Source organism: Sorangium sp. KYC3313 (assembly GCF_052075895.1).
GTDB lineage: Bacteria > Myxococcota_A > Polyangia > Polyangiales > Polyangiaceae > Sorangium > Sorangium cellulosum_B.
Window position 1 is genome coordinate 9,638,399 of record NZ_CP197255.1, and the last position, 15,435, is coordinate 9,653,833.

Annotated in this window: 15 protein-coding genes; 9 read left to right on the forward strand and 6 right to left on the reverse strand. The window is 69.9% G+C overall.

What is annotated here, in order from left to right; translation table 11 throughout:
• Positions 1-8: 8 nt before the first annotated feature.
• Positions 9-965, reverse strand: coding sequence for a PfkB family carbohydrate kinase (locus tag ACSRUE_RS36415; protein ID WP_441287592.1), 957 nt, complete (start codon positions 963-965; stop codon positions 9-11).
• Between ACSRUE_RS36415 and ACSRUE_RS36420 the strand changes: the two genes are divergently transcribed.
• The 3 genes from ACSRUE_RS36420 to ACSRUE_RS36430 all read left to right on the forward strand — a co-directional run bounded on the left by ACSRUE_RS36420 (position 964) and on the right by ACSRUE_RS36430 (position 2,881).
• The gene (locus ACSRUE_RS36420; RefSeq protein WP_441287593.1) at positions 964-1,245 is read left to right on the forward strand and encodes a transketolase-like TK C-terminal-containing protein; all 282 of its coding nucleotides are present in this window, start codon (positions 964-966) and stop codon (positions 1,243-1,245) included. The genes ACSRUE_RS36415 and ACSRUE_RS36420 overlap by 2 nt on opposite strands.
• A 371-nt stretch (positions 1,246-1,616) precedes the next feature.
• Positions 1,617-1,814 (forward strand): hypothetical protein, encoded by a 198-nt coding sequence (locus ACSRUE_RS36425; protein ID WP_441287594.1) that lies wholly within the window; start codon positions 1,617-1,619, stop codon positions 1,812-1,814.
• Between the two features lie 83 nt (positions 1,815-1,897).
• The gene (locus ACSRUE_RS36430) at positions 1,898-2,881 is read left to right on the forward strand and encodes a YfdX family protein (RefSeq protein WP_437799989.1); all 984 of its coding nucleotides are present in this window, start codon (positions 1,898-1,900) and stop codon (positions 2,879-2,881) included.
• Between the two features lie 73 nt (positions 2,882-2,954).
• Here ACSRUE_RS36430 and ACSRUE_RS36435 read toward each other — a convergent pair whose 3' ends face one another.
• The 4 genes from ACSRUE_RS36435 to ACSRUE_RS36450 all read right to left on the reverse strand — a co-directional run bounded on the left by ACSRUE_RS36435 (position 2,955) and on the right by ACSRUE_RS36450 (position 7,177).
• A complete protein-coding gene (locus tag ACSRUE_RS36435) occupies positions 2,955-4,841 on the reverse strand; it encodes a potassium transporter Kup (protein WP_441287595.1) in 1,887 nt (628 codons plus the stop codon).
• Positions 4,838-5,443: an HdeD family acid-resistance protein gene (locus ACSRUE_RS36440; protein ID WP_441287596.1), complete on the reverse strand. Its 606-nt coding sequence runs from the start codon at positions 5,441-5,443 to the stop codon at positions 4,838-4,840. Before ACSRUE_RS36440 ends, ACSRUE_RS36435 begins: the two co-directional genes overlap by 4 nt.
• Positions 5,444-5,696: 253 nt before the next feature.
• Positions 5,697-6,344, reverse strand: a complete 648-nt coding sequence (locus ACSRUE_RS36445) for a BON domain-containing protein (protein ID WP_441287597.1) — start codon at positions 6,342-6,344, stop codon at positions 5,697-5,699.
• A 284-nt stretch (positions 6,345-6,628) separates the two neighbouring features.
• Positions 6,629-7,177: an Hsp20/alpha crystallin family protein gene (locus ACSRUE_RS36450; RefSeq protein ID WP_441287598.1), complete on the reverse strand. Its 549-nt coding sequence runs from the start codon at positions 7,175-7,177 to the stop codon at positions 6,629-6,631.
• Between the two features lie 576 nt (positions 7,178-7,753).
• Here ACSRUE_RS36450 and ACSRUE_RS36455 point away from each other — a divergent pair.
• The 6 genes from ACSRUE_RS36455 (at position 7,754) to ACSRUE_RS36480 (ending at position 13,728) form a co-directional block, all read left to right on the forward strand.
• Entirely contained in the window at positions 7,754-8,407 is a 654-nt protein-coding gene (locus ACSRUE_RS36455) for a BON domain-containing protein (protein WP_441287599.1), read from the forward strand.
• A gap of 375 nt (positions 8,408-8,782) precedes the next feature.
• Complete coding sequence (locus ACSRUE_RS36460; RefSeq protein WP_441287600.1) at positions 8,783-9,262, forward strand: redoxin domain-containing protein; 480 nt, start codon at positions 8,783-8,785, stop codon at positions 9,260-9,262.
• Complete coding sequence (locus tag ACSRUE_RS36465) at positions 9,259-9,807, forward strand: DsbA family protein (RefSeq protein WP_441287601.1); 549 nt, start codon at positions 9,259-9,261, stop codon at positions 9,805-9,807. Before ACSRUE_RS36460 ends, ACSRUE_RS36465 begins: the two co-directional genes overlap by 4 nt.
• Entirely contained in the window at positions 9,746-10,420 is a 675-nt protein-coding gene (locus ACSRUE_RS36470; RefSeq protein WP_441293165.1) for a 2Fe-2S iron-sulfur cluster-binding protein, read from the forward strand. The genes ACSRUE_RS36465 and ACSRUE_RS36470 overlap by 62 nt, the downstream gene beginning before the upstream one ends.
• The gene (locus ACSRUE_RS36475; protein ID WP_441287602.1) at positions 10,417-11,406 is read left to right on the forward strand and encodes an FAD binding domain-containing protein; all 990 of its coding nucleotides are present in this window, start codon (positions 10,417-10,419) and stop codon (positions 11,404-11,406) included. Before ACSRUE_RS36470 ends, ACSRUE_RS36475 begins: the two co-directional genes overlap by 4 nt.
• 9 nt (positions 11,407-11,415) lie before the next feature.
• Positions 11,416-13,728, forward strand: coding sequence for a xanthine dehydrogenase family protein molybdopterin-binding subunit (locus ACSRUE_RS36480; protein WP_441287603.1), 2,313 nt, complete (start codon positions 11,416-11,418; stop codon positions 13,726-13,728).
• Positions 13,729-14,369: 641 nt separating this feature from the next.
• Here ACSRUE_RS36480 and ACSRUE_RS36485 read toward each other — a convergent pair.
• On the reverse strand, positions 14,370-15,314 hold the full coding sequence (locus ACSRUE_RS36485) for an NADP-dependent oxidoreductase (RefSeq protein WP_441287604.1): 945 nt from the start codon (positions 15,312-15,314) through the stop codon (positions 14,370-14,372).
• Positions 15,315-15,435 lie beyond the last annotated feature (121 nt).

Below are 15,435 nucleotides of genomic sequence, written 5' to 3' on the forward strand. Positions count from 1 at the left end.
CGGCCCCGTCAGGCGCCATCGTCGAGCTCCCACGATCGTCCCGTGGTGACCTCGAGCAATCGAAGCACGGCGCCCCGGCGCGGAAAGGCCCGGACGTCGTGCTCCGGGCCCACGAGAGACTGCGCGGCGGTCGCCAGCGTGGTCGCGTCCTCCAGCGAGCGTCCCTCGGCGCGCGCCGCGGCGAGCGCGGCGACGAATACCTCGTCGGAGGCGTCGGCGTTGGGCGCGGCGAGGCGGGGGAACATCCGGGAGCCGCGCTCCGTGACGAGCAGATGCCCGTCGGGCCCCGCGTCGATCAGCACCGCTCCGGGCCCGCGCGCGCGGAGCGCCTCGGCTGCGGCGATCGCGGTCGCCGGACTGCGGACCTCGACGCCCACGAGCGCCTTGGCCTCCCTTGCGGTCGCGTGGAGGATCTCGACCCCCTGCAGCTCGTCGCCCGAGAGGGCCTCCATCGCGCCGGCCGCGTCGAGAACGACGCGCGCATGCGCGATGCGCGCCAGCCCGATCGCCCGCTGCGCAGCCTCACGCGCGACCTCGAGCGAGACCAGCACGGCGCGCGCAGAGGCGATGACGTCCGCAGCGGCCTCGACGTCGAGGGGCGAGATCGCCCGGAACGGGTCCGGGAAGATCATCGCCTGCCGCATTCGCGACGGATCGAGGTGGACGAGCGCGGCGCCGGACGAGACGGCCTTGTCGCGCCGGAGCCACCGCGTCGCGACGCCCTCGCCGTCGAGCCGGCGGAGCAGGGAGTCCGCGCGCTCGTCCTGCCCAATGGCCGCGACGAGCGCCGCGGGCGACCCCAGGCGCGCCGCCGCGACGGCCTGCCGGGCGCCACGCCCGCCGAGCACCTCCTCGAAGGCCGTCGCTACGACCGTCTCTCCCACCTTCGGCAGCCATGGGTCGTGGGCGACGTACTCGACCCACAGCCTCCCGACGGCGATGAGCTCGGCGCTCGATTCCGCCATGAACAACCCCCTCTCCGACTCTGCATCACGGACTCTGCATCACGCGCGCCATGCCGCCGGCGTCACATGCCGGCCGCCCCGCGTCGCGCGTCTGGCGGTGGAGGCCGCATCGCCGTTCGGCTGGGAGCGCTGGACCGGGGAGCGAGGGGACATCGTCGGCGTGCCTCGCTTCGGGGCCTCGGCGCCCGGCAGGAAGGTGCTCGAGGAGTATGGGATCACAGTCGACAATGTTGCCCTACGCGCGCTCGCGCTGGTCTCGGGTGCGCGGGCGAACGGTTGAGGGCCCGCCTCGCAGCCTCCTCCACCTCCATGTGGATTCCCGGCCACGGGGGCGCCTCGACCGGCAGCCCCGGGTAGACCTGGACGAGCACCTTGTAGGCGTGGAGCACGACGACCTCGGCGCTGAAGCAGGGGGCGAGCTGATTCACGAGGTCGAGCGCTCGGAGCCAGCGCTTGCCCGAAGTCGACCGGCACGAGGATGATGTCTTGGGCGTGCCCCTCCGGCGCGCCTGTTCGCACGTGATTCTCCATCAGTCCCTCCGCTTTTGCGTGGAGGGAACGCAAACGCGATACCGAGCATCATGTGGTATTGACGCGCCGAGGCCCGGCGGCATGCTCGCAGTGAAGGCAGCGGAGGAGGGAGGTTCTCCGATGATTGTGCAGTTCATGGATCGCGCCACCGGAACGGCCGTGTACATCAACCCGGCCTACGTCATGACCGTGCGACCCGACCCGACGGACCCGGACCACCTCAGCGACGTCAAGCTCCGGGACGGAGAATCCGTCGAGGTAATGGGCGACCACCGGCAAGTCGCGGAGAAGCTCACCCGGGCAGAGGTGGCGAGCTAACGGACGCTGAGCAACGCACGCTCGGCGGCGTCCGGCCGGCTGGTGGGCAGGCAACCGGAGATCGAGACCCGAAAGGACAGCAGATGAAGGACACAAGAAGCACATCGAGTTCGGTGCTGGCGATGTCCTTGGCCTTGTGCATGGGACTGGCCTCGTGCGAACGCGCCCGGGAGCATGGCGGGACATCCGCGTCTCTCCTCGCGCCGAGCGAGGCACAGGCGCTACCTGACACCAAGAAGCAACCGAAGGAAGGCGAGCGACAAATGAAGCCCGAGATGCGGCCCGAGGTAGAGAAGCAGCGGAAGGAGGCCGAGCAGCAGGGCGAGAAGACGCTGGACAAGGAAGCCATCGCGGCCATCACAGAGACCCGGAATGCGCTCAAGGCCATCGCGGAGGACAAGCGCGATGAAGCGGCGGCGGCGCTCGAGCGGGCTACCGGCAAAGTCAGCATCCTCCTGGCCCGCAACCCGGCGGCGGCCCTCATCCCTGTCCAGCTGGAGGTCGACATCATCGACGTGGCGCCGGTGGACATTCAGGCCGTCAAGGAGATCGCCAAAGCCGCGGGGAGGGCCGTGGAGGACAAGAACTATCCGGTGGCGCGGGTGGTGCTCTTCGGTCTGACCAGCGAGATCCGCACCCGCGTCTACAACCTGCCACTCGCGACCTATCCGGCCGCTCTTGGCGAGGCCGCCCGTCTGCTCGAGCAGAAGAAGACCAAGGAGGCCGGCGTGGTGCTGCAGACGGCGCTCAACACCCTGGTGGTGATCGACCGTGTCAGGCCGCTGCCGATCGTCGCCGCGCAGGCCGCGATCAGCGAAGCCCAGGCCCTGCGCGAGAAGGACAGGGACGGAGCGCAGCGGCTTCTGGCCACGGCCAGGCACGAGCTCGAGCGCGCGAAGGAGCTCGGATACGCGGGCAATGACCCGGAATACGCGGCCCTGCACAAGGACATGTCGGACATCGAGGCACAGCTCAAGAACAAGGAAGACGCGACCTCGGCCTTCGCCAAGCTGAAGGATAGGATAGCGGCGTTCTTCAAGCGGCAGTCCGAGAGCGAGCGGCGCTGAGCGCAGGCATCCACGCGCTTCGAACCGCCGCGCCCGCCGGCAGCCTGATCCAGAGGGCGCTTGCGGAGGCGCGCTAGAGATCGATCTGGAGCCCTATCTCCACCACCTGGCTCGGCGGCAGCTCGAAATAGGCGGACCGCGGGACCGCGTTGCGCAACATGAACGCGAAGATGCTCTCGGCGACGTGGCCCATGCGGCCCCCGTCGGTCGCCAGGAGCGTCTCGCGGCCGACGTAGTAGGTGAGGTCGTCGACGTCGAACGGCTCGCCGCTCCGCTCCGCCGCGGCGACGAGGCAGGAGGGGACATGCGGGCTCTCCATGAAACCCATGCGGATCCGGAGCCGGTAGAAGCGGTTGCCGCCGAGCGACGTGAGCTCGATGCGCTCCCCCTCGGGCACGCGGGGCACGTGCTCTGTGAGCACGGTGAGGAGAATGGCCGTCTCGTGCAGGACCTTGTTGCGCGCGAGGTGGTGCGCGAGGCTCGGCGGCGTCTTGTCCGTGCTCGTGAGGAACACCGCGGTGCCGGGCACGCGCGCGGGGCGCTTCGCGTCGAGCTCCCGCAGAAACGCGCCGAGCGGCGGGGCGGTCTCGACGACAGCCTCGGCGAGCAGCGCGCGGCCCCTCTTCCAGAGGGCCATCAGCCCGAAGAGGGCAGCGCCGACGAGGAGCGGGATGTACCCGCCGTCGCGCAGCTTGAGCAGGGTTGCGCCGAAGAAGGCGAGGTCGCCGGCGAGGAACACGACCAGCAGCGGCAGCGCCTTCACGCGAGGCCAGCGCCAGGTCCTCTGCGCGACGCCGTAGAAAAGGACGGACGTGATCGTCATCGTCCCGGTCACGGCGATGCCGTATGCGGCCGCGAGGCGGCTCGACGCCTTGAAGCCGAGGACCAGCGCGACGCACGCGACGGCCAGGGCCCAGTTGACTACGGACACGTAGACCTGCCCCTCCACCTCGCTGGAGGTGTGCTTCACCGCGGTCCACGGGAAATATCCGAGCTGCACCGCCTGGTGCGTCAGCGAGAAGGCGCCGGAGATGATCGCCTGCGACGCGATCAGGGTGGCCATGGTCGAGAGCGCGACCAGGCCGTAGGTGGGGATCCCCCGCGGCACCATCTCGAAGAACGGATTGCCGGCGGCCTCGGGATGGCCAAGCAGGAGCGCCCCCTGGCCGAAATAGTTGAGCACGAGCGCGGGGAGCACGAGCCAATACCACGCCCTCCGGATCGGCCCGCGACCGAAATGCCCCATGTCGGCGTAGAGCGCCTCGGCGCCGGTGATGACGAGCACGACGGCGCCGAGGAGAGCAAAGCCGTGGACGCCCTGGTCCAGGAAGAAACGCACGGCGTGCGCCGGCCGTAGGGCGTCCAGCACCGACGGGTCGCTTGCGATGAACCGGAGCCCGAGCAGGGCGACGACGATGAACCAGAGCAACATGATCGGGCCGAAGACCCGGCCGACGTTTGCCGTCCCCCAGCGCTGCGCGCCGAAGAGGAGCAGCAGGATCGCGCACGTGATCGGAACGACGGCGGGCTGGAGCCGCGTGGTCGCGACCCCGAGCCCCTCGACGGCGCTCAGCACGGAGATGGCCGGGGTGATGATCCCGTCGCCGTAGAGGAGCGCCGCGCCGAACACGGCGAGCGCCGGCATCCAGCCCATCCGCGGCGAGCGCTGCGCCCGCACCCGCTCGGGCAGGAGCGCGAGCAAGGCGAGGATCCCGCCCTCTCCCCGGTTGTCCGCGCGCATGATGAAGGTGAGGTATTTCAGGGTCACGACGAGGAGGAGCGACCAGAAGATGAGCGAGAGCACGCCGAGGATGTTCTCGGGCGTGGGCGCGACGCCGTGCTCGCCGTGGACACACTCCTTGAAGGCATAGAGCGGGCTCGTCCCGATATCCCCGAAGACGACGCCGAGCGCCGCAACGACGAGCGTGGCGCGCCGCTCCGGGCGCGGCGCGCCGGTCACACGCGCGCGCTGGCCACGGGCCGGGGTCGCGCGCTGACCCCGATCAGCAGCATCGACGATCCGCTGATGATGAGGTTGACGCCGACGAGCAGGCCGAGCGCCCACGCCGCGGTGCTCGGCCAGCGCCACCAGATCAGGACCCCGAGCGCCAGCGAGAGCAGCCCATCGAACAGGAGCCAGCCCCAGGCCGGCATCCCGCGGTGCTGGATGGCGCGGATGATCCTGAGGAAGCCGTCTGCGAAGAAGAACGCCGCGAGGATCAAGGTCAGCGTCATCGTGCCTGTCACCGGGAAGGCCACGATCAGGACGCCCGCGACGATCTGGAACAGGGCGCTCACGAGGGACCAGGAGGAGTTGGCCCATCGCGGGTTCCGGACGGCGTGGACGCCCTGGAGGAGGCCGCTCACCACCAGCACGCTCCCGATGACGACCGCCGAGACCAGCGAGGCGATCACGGGCATGAGGATCGCGAGCACGCCAAGCACCAAGAGGGCGATGCCGAGCCCCACGAACGAACCGCGGTTCTCCTGCACGGCATGAGCATCGACCAACCCCAATCCGAAGCTCGTCGTGCGGATAGGATCCTCCAAGCGACCAGCCATGTGCGTGCCCTCCTCTTCTTGGAGCTGAAGTTTCATCGCGAACCGAAGCCCAGCGTCTCACCTTCGTGCCTGCTCGCCGCAATGAGCGTCTAGCTCACTTAGCTCACTCCCCCGGGAGCGCATGATGCGGGGCGCGGCACGGGCCACGGCGAACAAGGTGCCGCCCGTGAACGGTGTCAAGTGACCGCCGCCCAGCGGCGATGAGGCCTGTCTCGCGCCGCGGAGCCTCTCCGGGCATCATCTCCGGGCATCATCACGCCTCGACCGTGATGAGGTTCTCCACGTCGTGGACCCCCGGAGCCGCCCAGGCTACCCGCTCGACCTCCTCTCTCTCGGCCCACGAGCGCACGCTCCCGTGCAGGGTCACCTCGCCGTCCACCACCTCGATGCGGATGCGCCGGGCATCCAGCAGGGCGCTGCGCCTCAAGGCCTCCTCGATCCGAGCTTTCACCTCCGTCGGTGTGACGCTCGGCCCGACCGTGATCAAATTGCTCACCCCCCTCACGCCCGGAAGTTTGCGGACGGCCCTCTCCGCTGCGTTCTTCTGGAACCGCCAGCTCACCTCGCCTTCCAGCTTCAGCCAGCCGTTGCTCACCGTGACCTTGATCTTGTCGGCTGGCACGAGGATGTTCCACTCGAGCGCCCTGACCGCCGCGGCGGCGACGTCCTCATCGGTGCGCCTGTCGGGCAGCTTGACGTCAAGCTCATCGACGACGGCCCTGACGCCGTAGACGCGCCTGGCAGCCTCCTCCGCGGCCTGTTTCTCGGCGTAGGTGGAAGCGTGGCCGCGGAGGGTGACGACACCGGCCTTGACCGAGACGGCGATGTGGGCCGCGTTCACGCTCGGCTCCCACGACAGCTCGCTCACGACGTCACGTTGCAGTTCGATGTCGGTCTTCATGTGTCACTCCGTTGGGCACGACCGCCGATGCGCCCGGGCTCGACCTCCGGCCTCGCTGCGGCCTCCCCGGCTGTGTCTGCGTCGTAGACGCCACCTCGGCAGCGTGGAGGTCCTGACGAGCTGATCGGCCACCTGCCGGTGGTCCCCCTGAGCCCGCATGGACTCGCGGTCCCGGATCGCCCCGGAGCCCGGAGCCGGCGCGGCGTCCCGGCTGGCGAGAAGGCCTGGCCGGACGTCACGCCGTCGCGAGGACGATCAGGCGAGACCTGGCGACTTCCCAGGTCCTACGCCGCCTTCTTCTCGCCCTTCTCGCCCTTCTCGGCCGCCGTCCCGGCCCTCTCGGCCTCGGCCGTCGTCCCGCCCCTCTCGGCCGACTGTCCGGACGGGAGCTCCTTTCCGCCCGCCTCCTTGCCGCCGCCGATCTGGACGCGGCGCGATTGCATCTCCGCCTTCTTGGGCACCGTGATCCGGAGCACGCCGTCCCCGAACTCGGCCCTGAGCCTGCCGAGATCGGCACCTTCCGGCATCACGAACGAGCGGCTGAACGCCCCGTAGGAGCGCTCGTAGGCGAAGAACCGCTCGTCCTCGCGCCGCTCCTCCTCCTCCCGCCTGCCGCTCACCGTGAGCCGGTTGCCGGTGATCGAGACCTCGAGGTCCTGCTCGCGCACGCCGGGCAGGTCGAGGTTGAGCACGTAGCTGTCCTTGGTCTCCTTGATCTCGACATTGGGCTCGAACACGGTGCTCGCTGCCTGGACCATGCCAGCGAACGGGTCGGCGCCCATGAGGTCACGAATGATGCGGAAGGGATCGAGCGCGCGGAGCGGATCCGTCATGCGCGCAGGCTCCCAAGCGGTCGCGAGCGGCTCGCCTCGGCGAATGTTCAGATTGGCCATCGTACCCTCCTTCTTCCTCCACCAACCAGCATAAGCATCAATCGTGCGCAATGAGGATAAATCGTGCGTGCGCAATGAGAATAAATCGTGCGCACCGCACCGGCGGCGCAAGTGCGCAACGCGCGCCGGCGAGCCTCCCCTCGCGTTCGCCGGATCGAAGCGCTCGGGAGCGGACGTGTGCCAGACTGCCATTGATCCGGTCACGCAGGCGAGACAGGAGGAGGGAGCGCGAGGGCTCCCGATCGACGGTTCATGCCGCCCGAGTGCCTCTCCTCTCGACCGCTGAAGAAGAAGGGAGCGGCCTGGCCATGGGACGGAGTGGCTCGCGCGATGCAAGCTCGCAAGGCCAAGGCTGCGAGGCCGGCCCGGGGGAAGGTCACGCGTGCCAAGCGCCAAGGAGAACGCGGCCGAGGTTGTACAGCTGCGTTCGCTCTGACGCTGCCGGCCGGGTGAGCCAACCGCCTGGCGGTACAGGAAGAACAAGCCAGAACCGACGCAAGCAAAGGAGAGCGATCAATGGACGACAGACAACTGCAGCGGGATGTCCTTGAGGAGCTGGCGTGGGAGCCGAGCGTCAATGCAGCCGAGATCGGCGTGGCGGTCAAGGACGGCATCGTCACCCTGGCCGGCCGCGTGCAATCGTTTGCCGAGAAGTACGCGGCCGAGCAGGCGGCCAAGCGCGTCTACGGCGTCAAGGCCGTCGCCAATGAGCTCGAGGTCAGGCTGCCGGGCAGCAGCCAGCGCACCGACGAGGACATTGCTGCGGCGGCCGTCAGCGCGCTCAGATCCAACGTGCTCGTGCCGGCCGACAAGATCAAGGTCACGGTCAGCAAGGGCTGGCTGAAGCTGGAGGGCGAGGTGGAGTGGCAGTTCCAGAAGGACGAGGCCGAGCAGGCCGTCCGCAATCTGGTAGGCGTGATCGGGGTGAGCAACTTGATCACGGTCAAGCCGCACGTCTCCCCGGCGGAGATCAGGTCCAAGATCGAGGACGCCCTCAAGCGCAGCGCCGAGATGGACGCCCGGCGCATCAGCGTCGATGTGGTGAACGGCGGCAAGATCGTCCTGCGCGGGAGCGTGCGCTCGTGGGCCGAGAGGGAGGAGGCCGAGAGAGCAGCCTGGTCGGCGCCCGGGGTCTACAGCGTCGAGGACCTCGTCACCGTCTCGCCCTGAGCCGACCGCCGCCGCTGGCCGCTCGACCGGGAGCCCAGATTGCTTCTTGCGGTACCCGGTGGGAGCACCATGCTGCCAGCAAGTAGGGGGAGGAACTAGTACTACAGCCGCACGTCGGTGAGCGCCGAACGAGCTGGGCTCGACCCGTGTGCGGACGAGCGTCGCCTCACGATCGTCCGCCCGCTCGGCGAAATCCGCGGAGATTCCGCGACGTGCGGCTGTAGTACTAGTACTACAGCCGCACGTCGGTGAGCGCCGAACGAGCTGGGCTCGACCCGTGTGCGGACGAGCGTCGCCTCACGATCGTCCGCCCGCTCGGCGAAATCCGCGGAGATTCCGCGACGTGCGGCTGTAGTACTAGGGGGAGGAACCATTATGGCCCAACCGATCGGCCCGGGCACGGCCGCGCCCGATTTCACGCTGGCGACCACGCCCGACCAGAAGGTATCGCTGAGCGATTTCCGCGGGCAGCCGGTCATCCTTGCCTTCTACCCGGCCGACTGGAGCCCCGTGTGCGGCGACCAGCTGGCGCTCTACAACGAGAGCGAGGTCCGCAGCGAATTCGAGCGACACCACGCCAAGCTCCTCGGAATTTCCGTCGACGGGGTGTGGTGCCACCTCGCGTTCGCCCGCGACCGAAAGCTGCGTTTCCCGCTGCTCGCCGATTTCGAGCCGAAGGGCGCGGTGGCGCGGCAGTACGGCGTCTACCGCACGCATGACGGCATCTCCGAGCGGGCGCTGTTCGTCGTCGACGCGGAGGGCAAGGTGGCGTGGAGCTACGTCTCGCCCGTCGGCATCAACCCCGGCGCTGACGGCATCCTCGACGCGCTGGACAAGTTAGGAGGTTCGAAATGAGCAAGCTGACACCGCCGGTCGGCCCCGGCGACCACATCCTCGGTGACGTGGACGCGCCCGTCACGCTGGTCGAGTATGGCGACTTCGAGTGCCCATACTGTGGACGCGCCCACCTCGTGCTCCAGGACGTGCTGAGCCGGGTGGGTCGCGACGTGCGCTTCGTCTTCCGCCACTTCCCGCTCGCCGAGCTGCACCCGCACGCGCTCGCGGCGTCAGAAGCGGCCGAGGCCGCGGGGGCGCAGGGGAAGTTCTGGGCCATGCACGACACACTCTTCGAGCACCAGGACGCGCTCGGGCTCGAGGACCTGATCGGCTACGCCGCCGACCTCGGGCTCGATACCGAGCGCTTTGCCGACGAGCTCGCGAGCCACGCGCACCTCGACAAGGTGAAGGCTGACGTCCGCTCCGGCTTGCGCAGCGGCGTCAACGGCACGCCGGCGTTCTTCATCGACGAGGTGCGCTTCGACGACAGCTGGGACGCGGATACGCTCACGGCCGCGTTGCGCGCCGCGATCCGCGCGAAGACGCTGGCGGCGACGGGGTGATGGCGCCATGGTCGTCGCCGATCGACAGCGCCCGGCCGGAATGGATGCGGGCATAGGAGCGTCGCAGTCCCCTGAGGGCTGCGTGCCCGTGCGTCTCCGGGTCAACGGTGAGCTTCGCGAGCTGCGCCTCGACCCGCGCACGACGCTGCTCGACGCGCTGCGCGACCATCTCGACCTGAACGGGAGCAAGAAGGGGTGCGACCTCGGGCAGTGCGGGGCCTGCACCGTGCTCGTGGACGGCCAGAGGGAGCTCGCCTGTCTCGCGCTCGCCGTCGCGCACCAGGAGGACGAGATCACGACGATCGAAGGGCTCGCGGACGGCGACCGGCTCGACCCCGTGCAGGCGGCCTTCATCGAATGCGACGCGCTCCAGTGCGGCTACTGCACGTCGGGTCAGATCATGTCGGCCGTGGCGCTCCTCGAGGAGGCGCGCCGCGGCGTCCCCAGCCATGTCACGCTGGACGTCTCCGCGCCGCCCTCGCTGGGTGCTCTCTCCGATGAGGAGATCCGCGAGCGTCTCAGCGGCAATCTCTGTCGCTGCGGCGCGTACCCGAACATCGTCGCCGCGGTGCGCCGGGCGCGGGATCTGAACGGGGGAGGAAGCGCGGCATGAAGCCGTTCCGCTACATGGAAGGCGAGAGCGCCGAGGCTGCGACCTGCGCGGTGACCAGCGCGCCGGGGGCCGTCTTCTTCGCCGGCGGCACCACGTTGATCGACCTCATGAAGATCGATGTGGTGTCGCCGGACACGCTGGTCGATATCCGTCGGCTGCCGCTCGCCTCCATCGCGGAGGACGGGGAAGGCGTGCATATCGGGGCCAACGTGCGCAACAGCCAGCTCGCGTGGCACGCGACCATCCGCGAGCGCTACCCCGTCCTCTCGGAGGCGATCCTCTCCGGCGCCTCGACGCAGCTGCGCAACATGGCCACCACCGCCGGCAACATCCTGCAGCGCACCCGGTGCCCGTACTTCCGCGACGTGCACGCGGCGTGCAACAAACGGGAGCCCGGGTCCGGCTGCGATGCCCTCGAGGGATTCAATCGCAGTCACGCCGTCCTGGGCACGACCGAGCACTGCATTGCGACCTATCCATCCGACATGTCCGCAGCGCTCGTCCTCCTCGATGCCGTCGTGCGGACGCGGAAGCCGGACGGCACGACGCGCAGCATTCCCCTGGAGGACCTTCACCTGCTCCCGGGCGACACGCCCGAGCGCGAGACGGTGCTGGAGCATGGAGAGCTGATCACCCACGTCGATCTGCCGCACCTCTCCTTCGCCCGCCGCTCCCATTACCTCAAGGTGCGGGATCGGGCGAGCTACGAGTTTGCCCTCGCGTCGGCGGCCGTGGCGCTCGACATGGATGGCGAGACGATCCGCGCGGCCCGTGTGGCGCTGGGCGGCGTGGCCACGAAGCCGTGGCGCTGCCCCGAGGCCGAGCGGGTGCTCGCCGGGCGGCGTGCAACGGCGGACAGCTTTCATGCCGCCGCGGACGCCGCGCTCGCGGGCGCTGTCCCCCGGCGGCACAACGGCTTCAAGATCGAGCTCGCGAAGCGCGCGCTGGTGCGTGCGCTGAGCGAGCTCACGGCCCGGGCGGCCTAGGAGTCGACGATGGCGACTGGCAACTGCCTGATCGGCACACCCGTCAGCCGTGTGGACGGGCGAATGAAGGTGACCGGCGGCGCGCGGTACGCAGCCGAGACCAGGTTCCCCGCGACGGCGCACGCGGCGCTCGTGGGCAGCACGATCCCGAGCGGCCGGGTGGTGCGCCTCGACGTGGCGGCTGCCGAGCGTGCGCCGGGGGTGCTGCTCGTGCTCACCCATGAGAACCGTGGACCGCTCGGCGAGATGCCGACGAGCGCGGACTGGACGGGGATGACGCCCGAGCGGCGCCCCCCGCTCGAGGACGCGCGCATCCATCGCTACGGCCAGTACGTGGCGATGGTGGTCGCCGACACGCCCGAGCAGGCGCGTTACGCCGCGTCGCTCGTCCAGGTCGCGTACGAGCGCGCGCCCTTCGCCGTGGCGATGGAGCAGGCCCTGGAGACCGCCGATGTGCCGCGGCAGGTGTTCGGCGAGGAGCTGCAGGTGCAGCGGGGCGCGTCGCTCGCGGGCGCGCTCGCCGCGGCCGAGGTGCGCCTGGACGTCACCTACGCGACGCCCAACGAGCATCCGTGCGCGCTGGAGCCGCACGCGTCGGTCGCCTCGTGGGACGGCGACACCCTCACGGTGTACAACGCGACGCAATGGGTGCGGGGCGACCGGGCCGTGCTCGCGGCGGCGCTCGGGTTGCCCCAGGAGAAGGTCCGGGTGCTCGCGCCGTTCGTCGGCGGCATGTTCGGCTCGAAGGTCGCAACGGGCTGGCATACGGTCCTCGCCGCGCTCGCCGCCCTGAGGCTGAAGCGGCCGGTCCGAGCGGTCCTCACCCGCGCGCAGGTGCTCACCAACGTGGGACATCGCACGGAGACCGTGCAGCGCTTCGAGCTTGGCGCGACGCGAGGCGGGACGCTCCTGGCCCTGCGCCACCACACGCGCGTGCACACGGCCGCGGACGAGCGCCTGGACGGAGAGGGGTTCCTGGAACCGACGAGCTGCACCTCCCGGCTGCTGTATGCCTGTCCGAGCTACGAAGCGACCTACGACTGCGTGCGCCTGAACGTGATGGCGCCTGGATGGATGCGGGCACCAGGCGAAGCCCCCTGTATGTGGGCGCTGGAGAGCGCGATGGATGAGCTCGCCCTTGTGCTCCGGATGGATCCGGTCGAGCTGCGCCGCCGCAATCACACGGACATCGATCCACACCGCGGAGCTCCGTTTTCGAGCAAGCACCTGCTCGCCTGTTACGAGCGGGGCGCCGAGCGGTTCGGGTGGGCGCAGCGCACGCCGGAGCCGGGTTCGATGCGCGATGGCGACGCGCTCGTCGGCTGGGGGATGGCGACGGCCACGCACCCCGCCTGGCTCATGGGCGCGACCGCGCGCGTGCGTCTCGAGCGCCGCGGGACCGGCGTCCGCGCCGTCGTCTCGACGGCGGGTGTGGACGTAGGGACCGGCATGTACACGATGATGGCGCTCGTCGCGGCGGAAGGGCTCGGCTTGCCGCTCGCTCAGGTCACGGCCGAGCTGGGCGACACCCGGCTCGCGCCCTGCCCCCCTGCGGGCGGCTCGAACCTGACGGCCAGCACGGCGCCGGCGATCCTGGATGCATGCGCCGCGCTCCGCCGGGAGATCCTCGCGCTCGCCGCGGCCACGCCGAGCGGCCTTTCGGGTGCGGCGGACCAGACCGGCGAGCTCCCGTGCGCGGAGGGGAGCCGCCCCCGCCGTCCGCCGCTCGCCATCCACATCGATTATGCCGAGCTGCTGGCGCGCATCGGGCGCGACAGCCTGGAGGCCGAGGGCAAGACCGAGCCAAGGAGCCTGCATGACGACCGCTTCACGTTCCAGTCGTTCGGCGCGCACTTCGTGGAGGTGCGCGTTCATCCGGACATCGGCCGCATCCGCGTCTCGCGCGTGGTGAGCGTCTTCGACGTCGGGCGGGTGCTGAACGCGAAGGCGACGCGCAGCCAGCTCATCGGCGGCATCGTCTTCGGCATCGGGCAGGCGCTGCTCGAGGAGCTGGCCTACGACGGAGCGCACGGGCAGCCGATCAACGCCGATCTTGCCGGCTATCTCGTGCCCGTCCATGCCGACGTTCCGGACATCGACGTGAGCTGGCTCGATGAGCCGGATCTGGTCTTCAACGCGATCGGCTGCCGCGGCGCCGGGGAGATCGGGATCACCGGCGTCGCGGCGGCGATCGCGAATGCGGTCCATCACGCCACCGGCGTCCGCGTGCGCGGCCTGCCCATCACGCCGGAGAAGCTGCTCTGGGCGCCCGCAGACAGGCAGCCCGCGCCAGGGGCGAGCCGACCCCAGGGAGCCGGATGAAAGAGCTCTGAGAGGTCGTGAATGCCTGTGTTCCGGCGTGCCGCGCTTCGGATCGAACCTGGGCCAGCTCTCCCAGGCGTTGAGCCAAACCTGACCTGCGACGTCGCCGCGATCGCGCTGTGGGACCCCCAGCCTCTCCAGCCAGCGCAGCACGGCGCGAACCAGCGTCGAACAAAACAGGCGCGCGTGCGCGGCAGCCCGCTCGTCGTGATTCGGCGGACAACACATGGCTTTACTCCCTCCGGGCAATCTCCCGTCCTCTGATCACGCGTCAGCACCACGAGCAGGGACACCGAATCGGCGTCCACGACCTGTGGCTCGACACCTCGCCGAGCGGCTACCCCAAGTGCGGCCGCCCTGACCGCCCGGGCTTTCGTCAAGGGCCGCTCACGCTCTGCGCCTGGACCGCCGCGCTCGCCTGGGACGCGCTCCGTGCTCTCGGTGACGCCGTGCTCTCGGTGACGCCCTCCCCGCGCGCTTTCACCTCGCCCACCCGCGCACGCTGCGGCGCTGGGTGCTGATGCGCGACGCCGACCTGGGCTTCGCCGCCCGGAGTCAACCGCTGTCAGACGCACGGCCTGTGCTGCCAAGTGAGGCGAAGTGGATTCTGGCAGCACGAAAGGCTGTGGGGGCGTTTGGTGCTATCGAATGTGGAGCACGATCTTGCCGAGCACGTGTCCCTGCGCCAGACGCTCGTGGGCTTTGGCCGCCTCGGCGAGTGGATGGGCTGCCGCGATCGGCATCGTGAGGTTCGCCACTTCCGCAGCGCGTGCCAGACGCTCGAGCTCGCGCCGGTTGGACACGGCGTCATAGGCGATGACCTCCATCCCGTGTCGCTTCTTCGGCGGGGGCTCGACGCCGTTTGGGTACGCGACGCGACCGCCCGATCGGACCAGCTCCATGGCGCGCGTGAGCACCTGGCCGCCCGCCAGCGCGAGCACGGCGTCGATGCCATCCGGCGCGAAGTGCTTGCCCGCCTTGAGCATGTCGCCGTGCCGCGCGTCGACGGTCGCGTCGGCGCCGAGCTCACGCACCAGCTCCTGGCCATCCTTGCCCGAAGCGGTCGCGAGCACGCGCGCGCGGCGCAGCTTGGCGAACTGGACCGCCAGCGTCCCCACGCCGCCCGACGCGCCATGGATGACGACGGTCTGCCCTTCCTTGATGCGAAGGTGCTCGTCGATGCCCTGCAGCGCGGTGAGCCCGGTCGTCGGAATCGTGCCGGCGAGCGCGAGCGCGAGGCCGCGGGGAGCATGCCCGACTCTCTCGTCGAGCACGGCGACGTACTCCGCGTAGAAGCCGCCCTTCGGGTTCCTCCAGCTGTAGGAAAACACGCTATCGCCCACCGCGAGGCCAGCGACGTTCGGGCCGACGGCGGCGACCGTGCCGGCCCCGTCGGTGCCGAGCACGAGCGGAAAATCGGCGCGTCCTTCCGGCAACCAGCCTTGTCGGATCGCCGTGTCCCACGGCCCGACGCCGGCCGAGTGGAGCGCAATCAACACCTCGCTCGCTCCGATGGTGGGTACCGGCAGCTCGTGGATCGTGAGCACCTCCGGTCCCCCGAAGCGATCGATCGCAGCGGCGCGCATGGTCTTCGGTATTTCTCTCATCTCGCTCACACTTCCCGCGCGCGGATGCTGCAGGAAGCGGACCACCCACGCCGCGCTCAGCGAGGCGCGAGGGACACCTGCGATCGCCGTCGAACGTTCG